General features: G+C 69.6%; 15 protein-coding genes. 8 read left to right on the top strand and 7 right to left on the bottom strand.

The genetic code is table 11. From position 1 onward, the window contains the following. Positions 1 to 215: 215 nt before the first annotated feature. Positions 216 to 3,575 (bottom strand): ALF repeat-containing protein, encoded by a 3,360-nt coding sequence (locus ACFXA3_RS12210; protein ID WP_385185599.1) that lies wholly within the window; start codon positions 3,573 to 3,575, stop codon positions 216 to 218. A gap of 833 nt (positions 3,576 to 4,408) precedes the next feature. On the opposite strand from ACFXA3_RS12210, the gene ACFXA3_RS12215 reads away from it, so the two are divergent. The 3 genes from ACFXA3_RS12215 to ACFXA3_RS12225 all read left to right on the top strand — a co-directional run bounded on the left by ACFXA3_RS12215 (position 4,409) and on the right by ACFXA3_RS12225 (position 7,667). Next, positions 4,409 to 4,810 (top strand): hypothetical protein, encoded by a 402-nt coding sequence (locus tag ACFXA3_RS12215; protein WP_385185602.1) that lies wholly within the window; start codon positions 4,409 to 4,411, stop codon positions 4,808 to 4,810. 171 nt (positions 4,811 to 4,981) lie between these two features. Continuing rightward, positions 4,982 to 6,511, top strand: coding sequence for an FG-GAP-like repeat-containing protein (locus ACFXA3_RS12220; RefSeq protein ID WP_385185605.1), 1,530 nt, complete (start codon positions 4,982 to 4,984; stop codon positions 6,509 to 6,511). A gap of 232 nt (positions 6,512 to 6,743) precedes the next feature. Beyond that, on the top strand, positions 6,744 to 7,667 hold the full coding sequence (locus tag ACFXA3_RS12225; protein ID WP_385185636.1) for a D-alanyl-D-alanine carboxypeptidase family protein: 924 nt from the start codon (positions 6,744 to 6,746) through the stop codon (positions 7,665 to 7,667). A 40-nt stretch (positions 7,668 to 7,707) separates the two neighbouring features. On the opposite strand, the gene ACFXA3_RS12230 is transcribed toward ACFXA3_RS12225, so the two are convergent. After that, a complete protein-coding gene (locus tag ACFXA3_RS12230; RefSeq protein WP_385185608.1) occupies positions 7,708 to 8,022 on the bottom strand; it encodes a hypothetical protein in 315 nt (104 codons plus the stop codon). A gap of 261 nt (positions 8,023 to 8,283) precedes the next feature. On the opposite strand from ACFXA3_RS12230, the gene ACFXA3_RS12235 reads away from it, so the two are divergent. Next, the gene (locus ACFXA3_RS12235) at positions 8,284 to 9,780 is read left to right on the top strand and encodes a hypothetical protein (RefSeq protein ID WP_385185610.1); all 1,497 of its coding nucleotides are present in this window, start codon (positions 8,284 to 8,286) and stop codon (positions 9,778 to 9,780) included. An 18-nt stretch (positions 9,781 to 9,798) separates the two neighbouring features. Here ACFXA3_RS12235 and ACFXA3_RS12240 read toward each other — a convergent pair whose 3' ends face one another. Next, positions 9,799 to 11,367 (bottom strand): MFS transporter, encoded by a 1,569-nt coding sequence (locus ACFXA3_RS12240; protein ID WP_385185612.1) that lies wholly within the window; start codon positions 11,365 to 11,367, stop codon positions 9,799 to 9,801. A gap of 108 nt (positions 11,368 to 11,475) precedes the next feature. Here ACFXA3_RS12240 and ACFXA3_RS12245 point away from each other — a divergent pair, with 108 nt between their 5' ends. Then, on the top strand, positions 11,476 to 12,195 hold the full coding sequence (locus ACFXA3_RS12245; RefSeq protein ID WP_385185615.1) for a TetR/AcrR family transcriptional regulator C-terminal domain-containing protein: 720 nt from the start codon (positions 11,476 to 11,478) through the stop codon (positions 12,193 to 12,195). Beyond that, positions 12,188 to 12,523, top strand: coding sequence for a DUF6204 family protein (locus tag ACFXA3_RS12250; protein WP_385185617.1), 336 nt, complete (start codon positions 12,188 to 12,190; stop codon positions 12,521 to 12,523). Before ACFXA3_RS12245 ends, ACFXA3_RS12250 begins: the two co-directional genes overlap by 8 nt. 343 nt (positions 12,524 to 12,866) lie before the next feature. On the opposite strand, the gene ACFXA3_RS12255 is transcribed toward ACFXA3_RS12250, so the two are convergent. The 3 genes from ACFXA3_RS12255 to ACFXA3_RS12265 form a co-directional block, all read right to left on the bottom strand. Beyond that, entirely contained in the window at positions 12,867 to 12,989 is a 123-nt protein-coding gene (locus ACFXA3_RS12255; protein WP_385185620.1) for a hypothetical protein, read from the bottom strand. A 406-nt stretch (positions 12,990 to 13,395) separates the two neighbouring features. After that, a complete protein-coding gene (locus ACFXA3_RS12260) occupies positions 13,396 to 14,193 on the bottom strand; it encodes a hypothetical protein (RefSeq protein ID WP_385185623.1) in 798 nt (265 codons plus the stop codon). A 509-nt stretch (positions 14,194 to 14,702) separates the two neighbouring features. Beyond that, the gene (locus tag ACFXA3_RS12265; protein ID WP_385185626.1) at positions 14,703 to 15,551 is read right to left on the bottom strand and encodes an SDR family NAD(P)-dependent oxidoreductase; all 849 of its coding nucleotides are present in this window, start codon (positions 15,549 to 15,551) and stop codon (positions 14,703 to 14,705) included. A 103-nt stretch (positions 15,552 to 15,654) separates the two neighbouring features. On the opposite strand from ACFXA3_RS12265, the gene ACFXA3_RS12270 reads away from it, so the two are divergent. Continuing rightward, positions 15,655 to 16,269: a CGNR zinc finger domain-containing protein gene (locus tag ACFXA3_RS12270; protein ID WP_385185629.1), complete on the top strand. Its 615-nt coding sequence runs from the start codon at positions 15,655 to 15,657 to the stop codon at positions 16,267 to 16,269. 93 nt (positions 16,270 to 16,362) lie between these two features. On the opposite strand, the gene ACFXA3_RS12275 is transcribed toward ACFXA3_RS12270, so the two are convergent. Then, positions 16,363 to 16,848, bottom strand: a complete 486-nt coding sequence (locus tag ACFXA3_RS12275; protein WP_385185632.1) for a hypothetical protein — start codon at positions 16,846 to 16,848, stop codon at positions 16,363 to 16,365. 133 nt (positions 16,849 to 16,981) lie between these two features. Here ACFXA3_RS12275 and ACFXA3_RS12280 point away from each other — a divergent pair, with 133 nt between their 5' ends. Beyond that, complete coding sequence (locus ACFXA3_RS12280; RefSeq protein WP_385185634.1) at positions 16,982 to 17,506, top strand: peptidylprolyl isomerase; 525 nt, start codon at positions 16,982 to 16,984, stop codon at positions 17,504 to 17,506. Positions 17,507 to 17,603 lie beyond the last annotated feature (97 nt).

Here is a 17,603-nt window from a genome sequence, read left to right on the forward strand (position 1 = left end):
ACCCCCGTCCTGCGCACCGGCCGGGACGTCCAAGCGCTCCCAGAATCAGGGCAGGGGCAGATCACGGGCCATCAGCTGCCGGAGAGCCGTACCGGGGCGTGAACCTGCCCCGGTGTGGCCCTCCGAACGGCATGCCCATGCATGCGACCAGGGCGCCTCCGTCGTCGCGGCGCCTGCGTACATGCGGGGGGCTGGCGGAAGCGATTGTGCGGGGGTCAGGAAACGAGCGCGTAGAACTCCTTCATGATCTTGGAACCTGCGTCCACGGTGGTCCTGGCCACGGGGGTCACCACGCTCTCCGTCTTCACCGGCATGCGCGAGCTGGCGAATCCGCCTCGGCCGCGCGAGAGCAAGCTCAGAGCGAAGCGGCCGGCGGAGCCCACGAACTCCTTGCTCTTCCAGCCGTACTCGATGCCGTTGAAGACAGCGCTGAGCCCGGAGGAGACTACGGAAACACCACCGAGGACGGTGGACACCGTGCCTGTGGCAGGGGCTGCTTCCGGGCCGAAGACGAGGCCTGCCACGCACAGGGTCGAGCCGAAGGCCGCCAGGCCGCTGCTGACCTCGAAGGCGTCGGCCCACCAGCCGGCGTCCGACCACCAGTCCTCCTGGCCCCCCGTACCGTTGGGGTTGACCTTGTCGTTCTGCGGGGTGTCGGCAGGGTTGCGCTGGCTGTCCCGGTTTCGTTGTGCTTCTGCCGCAGCCTCGCGCGCCTTCTCGACCAGCTCCTGCTTTCGCTTGGCCATGGCGATGCTGCGGGCTTCGGTGGCCGCTGCGGCTGCCTCGAACGCGCTCTTGCCGGCGTCGAGCGCCGAGTGGTGCGCGGCCGCGGCCGAGGTCCGTGCCGAGTGTGCCGAGGTCAAGGCGCTGCGCGCGGCATCGATTGCCTTGTTGGCGGAGAAGTTGGCGTTCCGGGCCGCTCCCTGTGCGACGCTCGCCGCGGCCTTGGCCTTGTCAGCCTGCGCCTGTGCTTCGTTGGCGGACTTCTCGGCGGCGTTGGCGTTGCTGTTGGCCTCTGCGGCATAGGCGGAGGCCTGCTCCTGCGCCTTGACGGCTTTGTCCGCCCACTTCTGGGCATCTGCGGCCGCGGCGCGCGCGTCGGCCGCGGCCTTGGAAGCATGGGCGGCGTCGCGCTGCGCCTCCTGGGCGATCTTGGCCGCTGCGGAGATCGCTGCTTGGATGGCGGCCTCGTGGCTGGCGGAGTCATGGTCAAGCTGAGCGGTCTTGAACCGCAAGACCTCGACGAACTGCAGTTTCATCCAAGTCGGGCCGGAGAGAGCTACTTCGCCGAAGGCCTTGGTGTAGGGACCGCCGGTGTGGATGAGTGATGCGATCTCGACCTGGGCGTCTTCCACGACAGCGGGTCCGAGGTCCTTGTCGAAGAACCCCTGCAGAGCCTCCGGGGTGTTGATCTTCAAGGCCTTTTCTGCTGCAGCCTTCACCGCGGAGCCAGCCCCGCCGTTCAGTATCCGGAAGATGAGGACCCGGTTGTCGTCGGCCCGGCGCTTGATGATCCCCCCGGTGGTGAAGTCGCCCTGGGCCTGGTCGCTGCCGCTCGCCAAGGCCTGGGCTGCGCCGTCGGCGACTGCCGGCGCGGATATCTGGGCGACGTAGAGGATGGTCTCGCGGTCGTCCTGCGCTTGGGCAAGTGCGCGGTCGAGGTCGATCCAGGACAGGACGTCGTACTCGGTGCCGGCGAGCGCGAACTGGGCGGCTTCGCGGGTCCAGGTCCCCTTGGAGTCCAACAGGCCGACCGCCGCCTTGCGTCCGTGGGCGACCGCGAGTTCGAAGTCCTTTGCCGTTACGGCCTGTTCGGCTTTGCTGATCAAGTCCTTGATGGTCTGGCTGGTCTGCTCTGCCTGGGTGCGCTTGTTCAACGCGGCAGCCCGCTGCGCGGTCTCGAGGGCTGCCAGTTCCTTGGCCTCCTCCATGGCCTGCTTGCGGTCCTCCTCCAGTGAGGCCCACTCCGCCCTTCTTGCGTCCGCGGCGACGGTGACGGCCTCGGCGACAGTCTGGGTGGCCGTGTCTGCGGCCTTGATGGCCTCGGCGGCGTGCGCAGTCGACCTGTTCGCGTAGTCGACTGCCTGACCGGCGTACCGGACGGCCTCCTCGGCAGCGGCGGCGGCCTTCTCGGCATGGTCTGCAGCGGAATTGGCCGCGTCGCGCGCGGCCCTGGCAGCGGATGCAGACGCGTTGGCCAGAGCCTGTGAGGTGGAGGCGGCGTTGGTCGCCTGGTTGGCAGCCGTGCTGGCGATGGACGCCTGCCGCTGCGCTTCAGCCGCCTCCGACTGGGCGACGCCGGCAGCCGTGGCCGCCTGGGCCGAGGCACGGGCAGCGGTGGCTGCTTCGCGTGCGGCAGCGGCGGCGTCGCCGCCCGCCGCCGCTGCGGAGCCGGCAGCCGAGCGCGCCTGGTCGGCAGCCCTGGCCGCGCTACGGGCCTTGGCCGCGGCATCGCGCGCGGCGACCGCGGCGTTCTTCGCCGCCTCAGCCCGGGAGGCGTCCTTGGACGCGGCGATCGCCGCGTTATAGGCCGTGGCGGCGGCGAACCCGGCCACAGCCGCGGCCTGGGACGCTCCCGTGGCCGCGCGGGCCGCGCGGCGGGAGGCCTCCACGGCCGTGCCGGAAGCGCTGATGGCAATGCGGGCCGCGTCAGCCGCCCCACGGGCGGCAGACGAAGCCTTGCGGGCCGCGGCGCCGGACTTCGCCACGTCGTTCTTGGCCGCTTCGGCTTCCGATGCGGCCTTCTGGGCAGCTTCCTTGGCCTGGATGGCGGCCGTCTGGGCTCGCTGGGAGGCCTCGACCGCAAGGTCGGTGCTCGCCTGGGCGCGCTTGCCCTCGCGCTCGACGACCGCGACGAGCTCGTTGATGGTGGCTTTCTCCTGATCGCGGGCGCGAGCGATGTGCTGCCCGACCTCCAGGAACCAGCCCCGGTCCGCGGCCGTTCCCTTCATGGCGCGGTCGGCGTACTTGGTCACCTCAGGGCCCGCTCCGAACATGATCGTCGCGGTCTCGACCTGCATGTCCTCCTCGTCAGCCTGCCACCGGCCGTCGATGATGAACCGCTCCAGGGCCTGGTCGGTGCCCGCGTTCAGCGCGGCCGCGCCTTCACGCTGCACAGCCCGGCCGCCGACGTTGATGACCGCCGCGGTGGCCACCTTCAGGTCTTCGCTCACCGCCGACTTGTAGCCACTCTGTATGAACGTCGCGATGGCCGCATCGCCTCCAAGGATGGCCGCTGTCCCCTCTCGGCGCATGGCCTTGCCCGCGTTGGCCATGTAGGCGAAGGCCGCGACCCGGTTGTCCTCCGCCGTGACCTTGGCGAGCTGCTCGGTGAGAAACGTGCTCACCTCGGCGTCCGTACCGGTCAGGGCCTGGGCGGCCAAGGCACGGGTACCCCTGCCTCCGGAAAGCCAGGCGGTGAGGGCCCTGGCCCGGTCGGTGTCGGGAAGCAGATCAGAGGTGTCGCGTCCGGCGGCACGGACCGGCCTCGAGAAGGCAACCGGCGAGGCAGCGGCGACGGTAGCGGCGGCCAGCACCCCGAGAAGGCGGCGTCTACTCATAAAGGTCATCTGCATTGGGGGTTCCTCAAAGGGCGGGCTGATGAGACGGGTCGACGAGGCGGACCACAAGTCGTCAGGACTATTGCCGCAGGTACGCCTCGGATGCCTGTGCCAGCTGCTCAGGACTGTGGGCGCACTGGCTCCGCAGTTCGGGTGGTCAGAACCGCCGGCCACCAGGCAAGGAGAGAATCACCCGAAACAAGACGCCCATTCGGCGATTTGATGCGCCATGAGGCCACCGCTCGTCGCGCGGAAGGTCTTCACATCGGCACATCCTCCTGGGTGGCTTCATCTTCACATGATCTACATCAAGTAGAACAAAAAAGCCCTGCCCTCGCACCGTCTATTTCGAGCCACGACTGGCGCGAAATGGCGCAACCTTTCAGGAGGTGTGATCGAGATCAATCCGTTATTGGCCGCCGTACAACCCTGCGGGCGTCAGCCAATATCTCAAGGATTCTTTACACAAAACCCCCATAAAGGGCGACCGGGCGGCACTCTTGACACCATTTGGGACGTAAGATCGATTCGCCCCGATGGACATTTGGCCAGGTCAGAGCTCTAATCGAAACGGGGATGATCTTGGCTGCTAGTGCGGCCAAACGGATTTCACGCCCATTTGGCATGCGCGCTCAAAGAGCACACTCGCGCCGTCGCCATTTCACTGTCGCGTCACATCGGACCACCCCACCGCATGGGTTGTCGAGTGATCCACGCATTGCAGGCGAAAACATGACCACCTTCTTGGAGATTCAGTGAAGAATTCCCTGCGATCCCTCGCAGTCGGCTGCATCGGACTGGCTGCAGCCGCATTGTTGGTGACCACCGGGAAGGAAACCCCGGTTTCGGTGAAGACGATTGCCGACGAGGGCCCGGGATACGCGGAAGAGACGTACGACTACCCGCTGGCCGGCAAGATCCTCGCCGATAGAAATATCGTCCTGAAGCGCGGTGACGGCCACATCACCCTGGCCGACTGCGCCAGCGAGCCCGGCCTTCTGGAGGTCTGGCCACGGAAAAGGGAAAAGGTCTGCTTCAAGGTTACCGGCAGTAGCGGCTGGCTGACCCTGGAGATCCCCTCCGTCTACGGCATCACGGGAAGCGCTTCGCAGACAGCCCAGGTCGGCATGACCGTGGGGACGGAGGAGAAGTCCTACGACGTGGCCAGGAACGTCTTCACGCCCGTAGGCGAAAGTGCAGACCAGCAGCGTCGCGACCACCTGCTCGTCGAGATCAGGACCTCCAGGTGACAGCCGCAGACGCGCTGGCGATCGAGGTGTGCCCCGCCGAACGGAGACGCCCGTGAACATCCAGCGCCCTCCGCGTCACCGGAGCCGATCGGCCACCGCCTCCGGTCCTGTCGACCCATCAGCAACGACCACGACCAGGCAAACCACACATCTCCTGAAAGACATGCCTTGATGCTTGCCCACCGTTCCCGTCACCCGCGGGTCGCGGCCGCCGCCGCGTTTGCCGCGGCCACCGCGATCGTGCTCGCCGCAACGCCCGCCTCCTCCCTGTCCGGCGCACCCGTCACCGACGGAAGCCGCGCCTTCACCGCGAACATTCTGTTCGGTGATCACATCAAGGGCTGCTCGGGCGTCCTGGTCGACAAGAGCTACGTCCTGACGGCGGCCAACTGCGTATCGCCCACCAGCGCCCGGCCCGTCAGCGGCAAACCGCAGGCCAAGACCACCGTCACCGTCGGCCGTGCGGACCTGAACACGGGCACCGCGGGTGCCGTCGTCGAGGCCACCGATGTGATCATCCACCCGGAGCGCAACGTCGCCCTGCTCAAGCTGAGCACACCGGTCGCCAATGTCACCCCCGCCGTGCTGTCCAGCCAGGCCCCCGCCGCCGGGCAGACCCTTCACAGCACCGGCTTCGGACGCACCGCGACCAGCTGGGTCCCGGGTCTGCTCAACAGCGGCCAGTTCAACGTCACCGCCACCGCCGGCGCGGTCGTCGACCTCGAGCCCACCGGTGACGCGGCAATCTGCCAGGGTGACTCGGGCGGCCCGCTCACCCGTGACAACGCGGGCCAGCACGAGCTGGTCGCCCTGCCCACCGGCTCCTGGCTCGGCTCCTGCCTCGGCGGCCCCGAGGGGGAGACCCGCAGGGGGGCCCGTGCCGTCCGCGTCGACGACCTCGGGCAGTGGCTCAAGGACAACGTCACCGTGCCGGGCCCCGACACCGGCAACCTGACCGACCAGCGTGCCCTGGCGGACTTCAACGGGGACGGGAAGGCCGACCTGGCCGCCGTCGACAAGAACGGCACCCTCCAGATCTACCGCGGCCGCGCCGACGGCACCTTCGAGCCGACCCCGACGGCCGTCGGAACCCCCGGCGCGTGGAAGACGGTCCAGCGGATCTTCGCCGGTGACTTCAACGGCGACGGCAAGCGCGACATCGCGGCCGTCTGGGAGAGCGACCGGATCCTGCTGCACGCCGGCAAGGGCGACGGCACCTTCAGCACCGCCGTCACCCTCAGCCCCCAGAACGCCACCTGGGCCCAGCTCAAGCACCTCACCCGCTACAAGCTCGACCCCGCCAGTCCGAAGGACGGGGTCCTCGCGACCCGCCCCAACGGCGATCTTTACGCCTACAAGGTCGGCACGAACGGTCAGCTCGACTTCAACGGCGGCAAGAAGATCTGGCCCGACGCCTCCTTCAACAGCGTCATCATCCTCGGCACCGGCGACTTCAACGGCGACGGCCGTGACGACGTCGTAGGCGTCTGGGAGAACGGCGCCCTGGTCCGCTGGACCGGCAACGCCGCCGGGACCCTGGACTCCGGCGGTCTGGCCGCAGCCGGCACCTGGACCGACCTGAAGATCGTCACCGGAGACGTCGACGGCGACGGCAAGATCGACATCGTCAGCTGGAAGGGCAACAGGATGTCCTTCCACCGCGGCAGGGGCAACGGCACCTTCGAGGGCGTCCAGCCCTGACTCACAGACCTGCCGTCGCACGTGATCGGGACGCTCCCGGCAGTGCGGCGGCGGGCTGAGCGACGGGACCGCAGTCCTGTTCGCACACCCCCCACCCACCTGATTCCGGCGGCTTCGGCTGACGCCGACGGCGGAGTCCGGTCATGCGATCTCCCGGATGGGAGGCGCCTCCGCGGCGCCTCCCATCGGGGGTTCTTCAATACGATCAAGGACTGAAGTGATCTCCAACCTGATGCGGCGCGCCCGGGGTGCGCTCGCGGTGACCATCGCCGCCGGTGCCCTGCTCGCGACTACGGCTCCCGCCCAGGCCGCGCCCGTACCGACGCTCACCGCGGCCGGCGCGATCGTGGTCGACGGCACCAGCGGGGCCACTCTCATGGCCAAGGACGCCGACACCAAGCGCCCGATGGCGAGCACGACGAAGATCATGACCGCCGTGGTGGTCACTTCCCTGCCGGGCCTCGACCTCGACCAGAAGGTCACGGTCAAGCAGGAGTACCTGGACTACGTCTACGTCCAGGGGGCGAGTTCGGCGCAGCTCAAGGCCGGTGCGACCCCGACGGTCCGTCAGCTGCTGTACGGGATGATGCTGCCGTCGGGCTGCGACGCCGCGTACGCCCTCGCGGACACCTTCGGCACGGGCACGACCATGCCGGCCCGTACGGCGGACTTCATCGCGAAGATGAACGCCAAGGCCGAGGAACTCGGCATGGCCGACACCGTCTTCGACTCCTTCGACGGCATCTCACCGACCGGCAACAACCTCTCCAGCCCGCGCGACCTCGCGACGCTCACGCGGCAGGCGATGACCAGTCCCCTGTTCCAGACCCTGGTGAAGACCAGCACGTACAGCACCGCCGGCACCGCCGCCGTCGCCGGCTGGAGCAACAGCAACCTCCTGGTCCAGCCGCGTCCGACCGGCTACGGGTACCCGGGCGCGATCGGCGTCAAGACCGGCACCACCACCGCTGCCGGCAAGTGCCTCGTCTTCTCGGTCTCCCGCAACGGCAAGACGATCATCGGTGTCCTGCTGAACGACGAAGAGCGCTACGTGGACTCCATGGCCCTCTCCGACTGGGCGCTCGGCCCGGCCGCCGGCTCCAAGACCGCCCTCCAGCGCAGCAACACCGAGCCGATCCCCGACGTCCTCGACTGACGGCCGTTGACCTGCGGATGACGCCTCACGGGCAGGTAAATCAGTACGGGGCGTAAGGGAACATGCCCAGCACGACGATCTGGAGATCGCGTATCTCGATGGTGATCTCGTGAGCTGCGGCACGGAGCGCCCGCCGACGGACGGAACGTCGACGGTCACAGCCATCGCCCGAGAGGTTGCCGCTCACTGCAGGCGAGCGGCCGGCAACCAGCCCCCCACCCACCTCGAGTGCGTGTCGCTCACCGTCCGTGGGCGCGGGCAGCGCCAGCGCCAGCGTCCGCGTCTTCGTCCCCTGGTCGGTGACCCCTTCCAGGGTCTTCTCGGCAAGCGCTGCGAGGTCCTTCGGGAAGGGCATCCCATCGCGGCGGAGCGCAGGCGCCAGAGCAGAACTGCGGCGGAACGGAACAGACGTTCAAGCCGTGGCGGGCGAGGGCGACGCCCGGCGCCGCATCGTCCACCACCGGCACCGGTACGGGCTCATGGACATCACCGCGGCGCCCTGGCGACAAGCACGGCAAGGCGTGCTGTCGAACCGGGGCGGGACGCTCGTGGTGGCAGGGTCACCCGGATGCCCGTGCCGACTGCGGCTCTCCCCCGCCAAACCGATGCTGGTGGTATGACGCCCAGCCGACCGCAGGTCATCGTGCACGGCCCCGACAGCCGGGGACTGCGCGAGGTCACCGTGGGCGGGGAGACCGTGGGCAGGGCGTGGTCACAGCGGGACCTGCGCCGAGTCCTGCGGCGGGCCGGGGTGCCCGCCGACGTCGACCTCGACCATCCCGGGCAGGTCCGGTGGCGGGCAGACCCGGATCTGTGGCCGGACCGCCCCCGGCGCAGGCGCTCACACGCCTGCCTCATGGTGCTCGGGCTCCTGGTGTCCGCCGCCGTGCTCTTCCGGGTCGGGCTGGCGGACACCCTCGAAGCGCTGACCTTCGGCGGGCGGGTCATGGGGGTGGTGTTCCTTGCCGGCGCTCTGGTGGAGGTGGTCGCGGCAGCCGCCGCCCTCGACTACTGGGGCAAGCGGGCAACCCAGTACGCCGGGCAGTGCGTCCTGCTGGGCGTCGTCGTCGTGACCGGGACGAGCCTGATGTTCTTGATCCTGCAGTGGGAGGGGGGACACCACGCCGGGTTGTTCTGGCTCTGGATCCTGCTGGTCGCATGGTCGGCCTGGGCGCTGTGGGAAGTGAGCCGGCAGAAGGTCTGGCGGGGGATCCCTTACCCGAAGAGCTTCGCGACGGGAGTCGCCCTGTCGGCCCTCATCGGCTCCGCGAGCGTGGCGTACTCCGCCATGTACGTCCCGTACGTCGCCCCGCCCAAGGTTCCCTTCATGGTCTCCTTCGGGAAGCCGGCCCTGAACGCCGCCCGCACCAGCCTGTACGTGCCGGCCAACTTCACGTTCCGCAACGAGGGATCCGTCAGCATCTTCGTCGTCGGCACGCAGTGGTCGGCCACGCTCTGGCCGAGCACCTTCCGCGAGAAGGGGACCGGACTGACGAGGTGGCGGGACGAGCTGGGTGACGGATGGGACACCAACACCCACGAGGACTTCCCTTCCGCATCCGCCCGTCTGCTGGCGGCAGGGCAGATCACCTCCGCGGGCAGCCGCCTCGACCCCGGGGACGACGCCTCCAGGCAGGTCATCGTCGAAGTGCCGCTGGCAGCCGGGCAGGGCCGGGTCCAGCTCTTCGCGAAGATCTCGTTCATCCGGGCAGACCGCTGCAAGCTTGCCAACAGCTACCCGCAGTCGGTCGAATACTCCTGGGACGTGGACTCCGCCGACCGGAAACACATCTGGGACGCCCCGCCGTGGCTCGCGGACCCCGGCGACGACTTCTTCCGCTACCGGTCGAGGATCTACCGCAGCAGCGCGATCATGAACATGACCCAGGCACCCGACTGGGCAGCCATGTGGTGGGTGATCCCGAAATGGCGTGACGGAAAGCCCTTCGCGCCCGGAGACACCATCCCCGACATGCAGGTCCATATCGCTCGCGACCCGGACAGCCAGGAAGTACTCAGCGAGGACGAGCAGGAGCCGTACGGGATGAAGACCGAGTCGGCGGCTGTCGACCAACCGATCGCCCTGCTCCGCCGGGCCGCCGAGAAGCTCTAGACGGTCCCGGCGGCTCCACTACGGAGCAAGAGGGAGTCCCTCTTCCCGCCGCTGTGCTGCTTCCGGCCGCGGGACCGGTCGTTCGTCGGCGGCCGGCGGGGTGATGCCTCGTTGTGGGCGGAGGAGTAGCGCGACGAGGAGCGCTGCGGCGGCCAGGGTGGCGCTGCCGCAGCGCAGCGCCAGGTGCAGGGCGTCGATGAAGGCGGCGTTGACGGCGTCGCGGACCGGGGCGGGCAGGGCTGTGGTGTGGTCCGGGGTCGCGCCGGGGAGGTGGCGGCCGAGTTCGGACGGTGCGCCGAGCCGGTGGAGCGATTCGGCCAGGGTGATGGTGAGCCGGCTGCTGAGGACGGCTCCGAGGACGGCGACGCCGATGACGCCGCCGATCTCGCGCAGGGTGTTGAGGGTTGCGGAGGCCATGCCGGCCCGCGCCGGGTCGACGCGCTGCATGACCGTGATGGACACGGGGGTGAAGGTCATGCCCATGCCAAGACCCATGGCGAGCAGGACCCAGACGTACTGCGCGTAGTGGGCGTGTGCGCCGTAGAACGAGAGGGCGCCGAGGGCCGTGGCGCACAGGGCCAGGCCGGTGACCAGCGGGAGGCGGGGGCCGTGGCGTGAGGTGAGGGCGCCCGACAGCGGCGCGGCGACGACGATCATCGCGGTCATCGGCAGGCCCGCCAGGCCGGCGTCCGACGGGGACCAGCCCATCACGTCCTGCATGAGGAGGGGCAGGAAGAAGGCGGCTCCGAACATGCCGAAGCTGATCATGAACCCGGTCACCGCGGCGCCGGTGAGCAGTCGGTCCCGAAAGAAGCGCAGGTCGAGCATGGGGTCGGCGCCGCGGGCCTCGACGACGACGAACGCGGGCAGGGCCAGCGTCGCGAGGGCGGCGAGCGTGAGCACCCGGGTGTCCGTCCAGCCCCGGCCGGGCCCCTCGATGAGCGCGTACACCAGCGCGCCGAATCCCAGCACGGAGAGCGCCTGGCCCGGCAGGTCCAGGCGCTTGGTGCGGGTGGCGAACTCGGGGAGCACCCGGGCCGCGAGCAGCAGGCCGCCCACCCCGATGGGAACGTTGATCCAGAAGACGGCTGCCCAGCCGAAGGCGTCCACGATCGGCCCGCCCAGGACCGGGCCGACGGCCAGGCCCAGCGCGGAGACGCCGGACCAGAGGCCGACGGCCCTGGCCCGCTCCTTCTCGTCCGTGAAGACGTGGCGCAGGATGGACAGACTGCCCGGCGTGAGGAATGCGGCGCCGAGGCCCTGGAACATCCGGGCGGCGATCAGCGTGCCGGTCGTACCGGAAAGGGCCGCGGCTGCCGAACCCGCGGCGAAGACGGCCAGGCCGGTGAGGAAGATCCGCCTGCGGCCGTACCGGTCGCCGAGGGTGCCGCCGGTGAGCAGCAGGGCCGCGTAGACCAGGCTGTAGCCCTCGACCACCCACTGAAGTCCGCTGACGCCGGAGTGCAGCTGCTGCCCGATGCGGGGCAGGGCGTTGTTGACGATGACGTTGTCGAGCATCGCCATGAACATCGTGGCGCACAGCGTGGCGAGCACGAGCCCTTTGTGTCGGGCGGGCGGCTTCGTCATCACTCTCCCTAACAGTGTTAGTCGATCGGTTGGTGCGCTTAGACTGCCCCTAACACTGTTAGTCGCGCAAGCGGGATTCCCGGCGGGACCCGCGTACGGAGGTGGCCGATGGCCGTGGAGAGCAAGAGCGACGACGCCCCGTCACAGCCGGGGCTGACCCGGCAGGCGCTCGTCCAGGCCGCCCTGCGGGTGCTGGAGCAGGAGGGCGTCAACGGCCTGTCGATGCGCAAGGTCGCCGCCGAGCTGGGGGTGAAGGCGGCCTCGCTGTACTGGCACGTGCGCAACAAGGAGGAACTGCTCGACCTGCTCACCGACGCGCTCATGGCCGACGCCGAGGCGCCGCCCCGGGAGGGCGGCTGGCGAGAGCAGTTGCGCGAGTACTGCGTGCGCTACCGCCGTCATCTGCTCGGCAAACGCGACGCCGCCAAGGTCGTCGCGGGCCGCCTCGTCCCGGGCCCGTACCTGCTGCGCCTGATGGAGGACCAGCTCGGCCGCCTGCGGGAGGCCGGGTTCTCCGACGCCGACGCCGCCATGGTCAACTACGCGCTCGGCGCTTTCGTCCAGGGCTTCGTGCTCCAGGAGCAGGGGCCCCTCTCGGCTTCCGAGGCCATGGGCGCCGGCCGCCGGGAGGTCGCCACGGCCGCAGGGGAGCAGCTGCGCAGGCTGCCGCAAGAAACCTTCCCCAACCTGGTCGCGCTCGCCGGCGACCTGACCGACCCGTCCATGGAGGCCCGCTTCTCGTTCGCCCTCGAACGCCTCCTGGACGGATTGTCCACCCTGCTGGAGCAGGGATCCGACGTACGAACTGAAGGGACATCCCATGAGTGAGCGCACCTACCGGGTCATCGTCCGCGGCGTGTTCGCCGACCTGGACGGCACCCGACGCACCGAACTCCTCGCATCCGCCGACGAACACGACATCCTCAAGGCCGCGTTCACCGAAGACGGCACCCTCATCTACGACCGGGAGCTGCGGGCCTTCTCCTTCCGCTGCGTGGTCCGGCAGGCCGCCGATCTGGAGGACGAGGCGGCGGGGGGCACGGCCTGCGACCGGGCGGCCACGGCTCTCGCCGCACGCGGCATCGGCCACGGCGCACTGCGCACCCAGGTCACCAGCGTGGACGACATGAAGATCCGCCGGCCCCGCCGACGCTGATCGCCGACGCGGTCCGCGTGCTCGGCGGCGCCGGCACGTCGAAGGGCTGACACCCATGGTTGCCCATGGGGGGCGGCGAAAGCCCGCGACGGACCACGGCCGGTCTTCACCAGGGCACTGAGCGACCTCGCGTGCTGGACGCGACCCACTTCCGCCTCCTGACGGCCACGCCCTCCGAACATGCGGATTGGCCCCCGCCCCCCCAACTCCGGGGGGGGGCCGCGGGGCGGTGTTGGGGGCCCGCCCCGCACTGTGTGGCGCGCCCCCCCAAACCCCCACGGGCGCGGGGGGCATCCGTCTGCGTTTCGTCGGCGCCGACACGAACTTGTGCCCGCTCCAGCCATCAGGCCTCGCGGACCTGGCGCGTCGGGGGAACCGTAGCCTTGGTGCGGGCTGCTCGAACCCGCCCGTCGATGCCTCCGGCGACCGCCAGCTGACGGTCGCCGTCGGAGTGCTGGTAGATCATCGCGGCTTCTCGGACGACCGGCCCGCGCGGACCGTCGTGTCCTTCAGCGTCGCGCCGGACTGCGTCGACAGGGTGTGGCCAGTGCGGCGAAGTCCTTCGGCATACCGGCTTTCGCGCGGGCCTTGGTCTGCTTCCGGCCGAAGGTCGTGCGCAGTGACGCGCCCACCTCTCTCCCACGAACGCCAGCCCGTCGGGTTCCTTCTCGCGAACCAGTCCATGTGCCGCTTGCCTCCATACAGCTGAAGGTGCGGGTCTCGGTGAGTTCGAGATCCACCCGGCGCTCCGCCGACCGGCACTGGGTAGACCCTCGACGGCTTCATGGCAGGCGCCTGCCTTGGCCTCGACGATCCGGCATCGCCCTGACAAGACGAAGATGTCAGTAGCCGCAGGTGACCAGTCCTGCCGACTACGGTCCGCCGTGGAAGAAGCCGGACCTCAGGTCGTCGATGATGTCGTCGAGTGGATGCCCGCTGACGATGAACGGCCCACTCCAGGGTGCGCTGAGTGCGAAGAGCAACGCCAGGCTCAGCCCGACCACACTCGCAACACCCACGATGAGCAGTGACGTTCGCAGGCTGCTGCGAAAGACCAGTGCGCCGGCATTCACGATCAGGGCCAGTCCGCTGACGACAAGGGTGACGACGTAGAGCGCGGAGACTTCGCGCGAGGCGGCCGCGACACGGGCGCGGCGACTGCTGGTGACACTGTCCAGGGAGGCCACCAGCTCCGTACTGGCCGGGGTTCCCACCTCAGGCCGGGCCGTCTCGGAGCGCACGCTCCGCTCCAGGCGTGCGATCGCGCGAGCGGTGGCCGGGTCGTTGCCGGACGCCGCCGCTGCACCATGCCATTCCCTGACACGCGTGGTCTGCAGGTAGTCCATCAGTGCCGCATGGATCGGCTCCGGCTGGACTCCTGGGCTTGTCGCCGACCACGCCAGTCGGGAGGCTGCGGCCGCCTCGTCGCTCACCAACTCATTTGCCGCGCGCAGGTCGCTGGCTTCGCCGGCCAGTGTGAGTGCCGCAAAGATTGCGAAGCAAGCGCCCAGCGTCGGCATCAGGGGGGTGGCGATCTGCGGCACCCGATCCTGTTCCTCCGACGGTACGAGGGCCCGGATGCCGACCCGCGCCACCGCCGCGACCAGAAAGGCGACCACGAGCCCGCCCACAACCAGCACCACCGCCGGCAGCGAGGTCAACCAGTTCACCACACCTCCTACAGCGTGTTCCTGGATCGCCACAGGGCGGTGGCACATCGGCCCCCGCGACCTTGAACTCCCCGCCGATCACTTTCGCCGCACGATTCATGATCACAGGTCGAAGACCCTTGATGCTCGCGACGCCCCGGCACAGCACCGCGATTCGTCGGCAGAACAGCCGAGTGCGCCCTGAACGCGGGAGACCCGGGTACGGGGTCGAGCGTCCCGGCGACGCCGATCGGCGCCTGCTGTCCCCGCTGCTCTGGATCCATGTCCCGAGCTCGGCATGAGCGACCGGATCGGCCTCCGCCCGGCTGTGACCATCCCAGGCCGGCGGGCGGACGGACCGCGGCCGACGGCCGCCGGGGAGAGCGTGGAGCAGTGGTAGTACCGGGTGCGGGCCCGGGCCGAAGCCGTCTGCCGTGGCTTCGGCCCGGACCCACCGGTCGTGGCCGGGCGGTGAGGGGGGCTGGCCCCGCCTCCGCCAGGACCATGTTCCCGGCGGGATGCGTGGCCTACTACCTGTCTACGGCGTCGGTCACGGGCTGCCAGCTGTCCAGGTCTGCGATCCGTGCCTCCAGAGCGGGGCGCATGCCCGTCGCGCTGGCGGCGCCAAGGGCCAAGCGCAGCGGGGGGTTGGGGTTGTCGACCGCGGTCCGGATGCCTGCGGCGATCCGCGCCGCGGCGGAGAACGCGGACGACGGCAGCTCTCCGATGCCCTTCTGAACCTCGCGGACGGTCTGGTCGTAGTCGCCCAGGCCGGCTGCGACATCGAGGTTGGCGAGGAAGGGGGTCGCGGTCAGCCCGGGCTGGATGATCGTGACCTTGATGCCGAGCGGTGCGACCTCGGCCGCGAGCGCGTCCGACAGCCCTTCGACCGCGTGCTTGGTGGCGGCCAGCAGGCCTACGCCGGGATGGGCGGACTGACCGTAGACCGACGAGCCCTGGAGGATGTGCCCGGACCGCTGGGCGCGGAGCACCGGCAGCGTTGCGCGGAGCACGTTGAGCACTCCGAAGACGTTGGTGTCGAACACGGCACGGACCTGCGTGTCGGAGGCCTCTTCAACGGCTCCGAACAGTCCGTACCCCGCGTTGTTGGCCACCACGTCGATACGGCCGAAGCGTGCGAGCGTGCCTTCCACCGCGTCCCGGACGGCTTGCTCGTCACGTACGTCCGCCTGGATGAGAAGCAGGCGCTCACCGTGCGCTTCGGCCAGTTCGTCGAGGGGGGAGGTGTCGCGGGCGAGAGCCGAGACGGCGTCGCCGTTCTCCAGCGCCTGGAGCGTCAGTTCGCGGCCGATGCCGGACGTCGCGCCGGTGATCAGCCATGTGCGGAGGTGGGTTTGGGGGTTGGAAGTTTCGTTCATGTTGCGACCGTAAGCCGTTAGCTCGCAACACGTCAACGCAGAAGGATTGGAAAGTTGCTCACTAGCCGGATTAGCGTCGCTCCCCCTGATGTACTGTGAGAGGATGATCAGCGCGGCAGCCGGATCCCCCAAACCCAGCCCACGCACCGTCACGCCGACGGTGGAGACCGTTCTCGCGTTCGTGAACACGCGCGCGGACGGATCGGGTCGCCGAGAGTTGTTCGGAGACGGCGACTCGTTCGCGGCGTGGCTGGCGGGGCGCGACGAGTTCGGCGGCGAAACCGTGGTGACCGACGCTGACGCCGCGGTCGCGCGCGAGCTGCGTGACGCCCTGGTGACCGTGCTGCTCGCACACTCGGGCGATGAGGAAAGCCTGGGTGAGCCGCTGCTGCGTGCCGAGCGGCACCTGCGACGCGTGGGTTCGCTCTACCCGCTGGCTACGGTGGTCACGGCCGGCGGTGCAGAGCTGGCCTCCCCTCAGGTGGGGGTGCCTCGCGTGTTCGGAACCGTACTGGCTGCGGTGACGACGTTTGCGCAGGGCGGCGACTGGGGGCGCATCAAGGCGTGCCGCAACCCCCCGTGCCATTTCGGTTTCTTCGACCGCACCCGCAACGGGGGAGGGCTGTATTGCAGTACCGGCTGCGGCTCTCAGGTATCCATGCGCAAACACCGCCAGCGGCAGCGCCATGGCGGTGATGCGCCGCCGCCCGATGCGTGAGACCCGCCCTGCAGCGAGAAGGGTGCAACAGGCCTTCGACACCTGATACGTCGGTCCAGTTCTCCGGTTCCCGAGCTGTCGCCAGGTCGGTGGTCATCGGCACGGCGTCCACGGGGCGGCCAGTGCGCAGGCGGCGAACAGAACCTCCGGGCGTAGGCGGCGCTCCGCGTAGGGCAAGGCCGGCAGCTCGATGCCGTCGATCTGCAAGGCGTCGAAGGCGCTGGAGAACGCGGGAGTCTTCACGGCGAGCGCGGTGGCGGCACGGCCGCGGGCGGCGGCCCGGCGCTGGAGGGCTTCGAAGGACAGCCGGCCGGCTGCGGTGTTCCAGACCACGAGCTCGCCGTCGAGGACCAGGCTGCCGGGGAGCTGCCCGGCAGCCGCCAGGGTTCGACCACCGGTCCTGGAGCAGCGCCCCTCGCCGGCCTCCTGTCGTTGACTATTCCCGCGGACCACACCACGCCCTAGACTGCGACCGCTCCAGGACTTGACGATCATCGGGAGGGCGTGCGAGATGAAACGGGTACTGTTCAGCGCATTAGCGGCCGTGGCGTTGGTCGTGTCCGGGGCAACTGCCGCCACGGCTTCCGACGGTGCTCCGCCGCGCACCACGCACGGCCCTTGCCAGTACACACAGACCCCCGACGAGCCGCCTGCGCGTTCTGTTCCGCTGCCGCCTGACCCGCGGCGCACCCCCAGCCGTGGCACGGTGGACATGGATGTCGCGACCAGCCAGGGCCCGCTCCCGCTGCGTCTGGACCGGGCCAAGGCGCCGTGCACGGTCCAGAGTTTCCTGCACCTGGCACGGCACGGGTTCTACGACCGAACGGTGTGCCACCGTCTGACGGCGTATCCGACGCTGAAGGTCCTGCAGTGCGGCGACCCGACCGGTACCGGTGAGGGCGGGCCCGGGTACAAGTACAAGGACGAGCTGCCGGTGGACCTGCCACCCGCACCGACCGATCCGACCGGCGCGCGCCGCCTGTACGGGCGCGGCCTGCTGGCGATGGCCAATGCCGGTCCGGACACGAACGGCTCACAGTTCTTCGTCGTCTACGGCGACTCCGCGCTGCGGCCGAACTACACGGTGTTCGGCACGGTCGGCCCCGACGGCCTGGCAACGCTCGACAAAACCGCCGCCGGAGGAATCGAGCCGACGGCGCAGGACCCGGCACCGGTCGACGGGACACCCGTACTGCGGACCGAGCTGCTCCGCGTCAGGCCGTCCTGCCGGCATTGACGCAATCGCGGAGTTCATCCGCGGCCTCTGACGGCGCCCGGCGCGGGGGTGGGGGGAATACAGCAATAGCTGGTCAGCCAGGAGGGGGGGCGGGCCG

Source organism: Streptomyces sp. NPDC059456 (genome assembly GCF_042750055.1).
Classification (GTDB): domain Bacteria; phylum Actinomycetota; class Actinomycetes; order Streptomycetales; family Streptomycetaceae; genus Streptomyces.

What these genes read in the sequence shown, in the direction of transcription:
- ACFXA3_RS12270 (WP_385185629.1), top strand. Translation starts at nt 15,655, where the DNA reads ATGATCAGCGCGGCAGCCGGATCCCCCAAACCCAGCCCACGCACCGTC.
- ACFXA3_RS12255 (WP_385185620.1), bottom strand. Translation starts at nt 12,989, where the DNA reads ATGATCTACCAGCACTCCGACGGCGACCGTCAGCTGGCGGTCGCCGGA.
- ACFXA3_RS12225 (WP_385185636.1), top strand. Translation starts at nt 6,744, where the DNA reads ATGCGGCGCGCCCGGGGTGCGCTCGCGGTGACCATCGCCGCCGGTGCC.
- ACFXA3_RS12265 (WP_385185626.1), bottom strand. Translation starts at nt 15,551, where the DNA reads ATGAACGAAACTTCCAACCCCCAAACCCACCTCCGCACATGGCTGATC.
- ACFXA3_RS12235 (WP_385185610.1), top strand. Translation starts at nt 8,284, where the DNA reads ATGACGCCCAGCCGACCGCAGGTCATCGTGCACGGCCCCGACAGCCGG.
- ACFXA3_RS12220 (WP_385185605.1), top strand. Translation starts at nt 4,982, where the DNA reads ATGCTTGCCCACCGTTCCCGTCACCCGCGGGTCGCGGCCGCCGCCGCG.
- ACFXA3_RS12240 (WP_385185612.1), bottom strand. Translation starts at nt 11,367, where the DNA reads ATGACGAAGCCGCCCGCCCGACACAAAGGGCTCGTGCTCGCCACGCTG.
- ACFXA3_RS12245 (WP_385185615.1), top strand. Translation starts at nt 11,476, where the DNA reads ATGGCCGTGGAGAGCAAGAGCGACGACGCCCCGTCACAGCCGGGGCTG.
- ACFXA3_RS12250 (WP_385185617.1), top strand. Translation starts at nt 12,188, where the DNA reads ATGAGTGAGCGCACCTACCGGGTCATCGTCCGCGGCGTGTTCGCCGAC.
- ACFXA3_RS12280 (WP_385185634.1), top strand. Translation starts at nt 16,982, where the DNA reads ATGGATGTCGCGACCAGCCAGGGCCCGCTCCCGCTGCGTCTGGACCGG.
- ACFXA3_RS12230 (WP_385185608.1), bottom strand. Translation starts at nt 8,022, where the DNA reads ATGCCCTTCCCGAAGGACCTCGCAGCGCTTGCCGAGAAGACCCTGGAA.
- ACFXA3_RS12210 (WP_385185599.1), bottom strand. Translation starts at nt 3,575, where the DNA reads ATGCAGATGACCTTTATGAGTAGACGCCGCCTTCTCGGGGTGCTGGCC.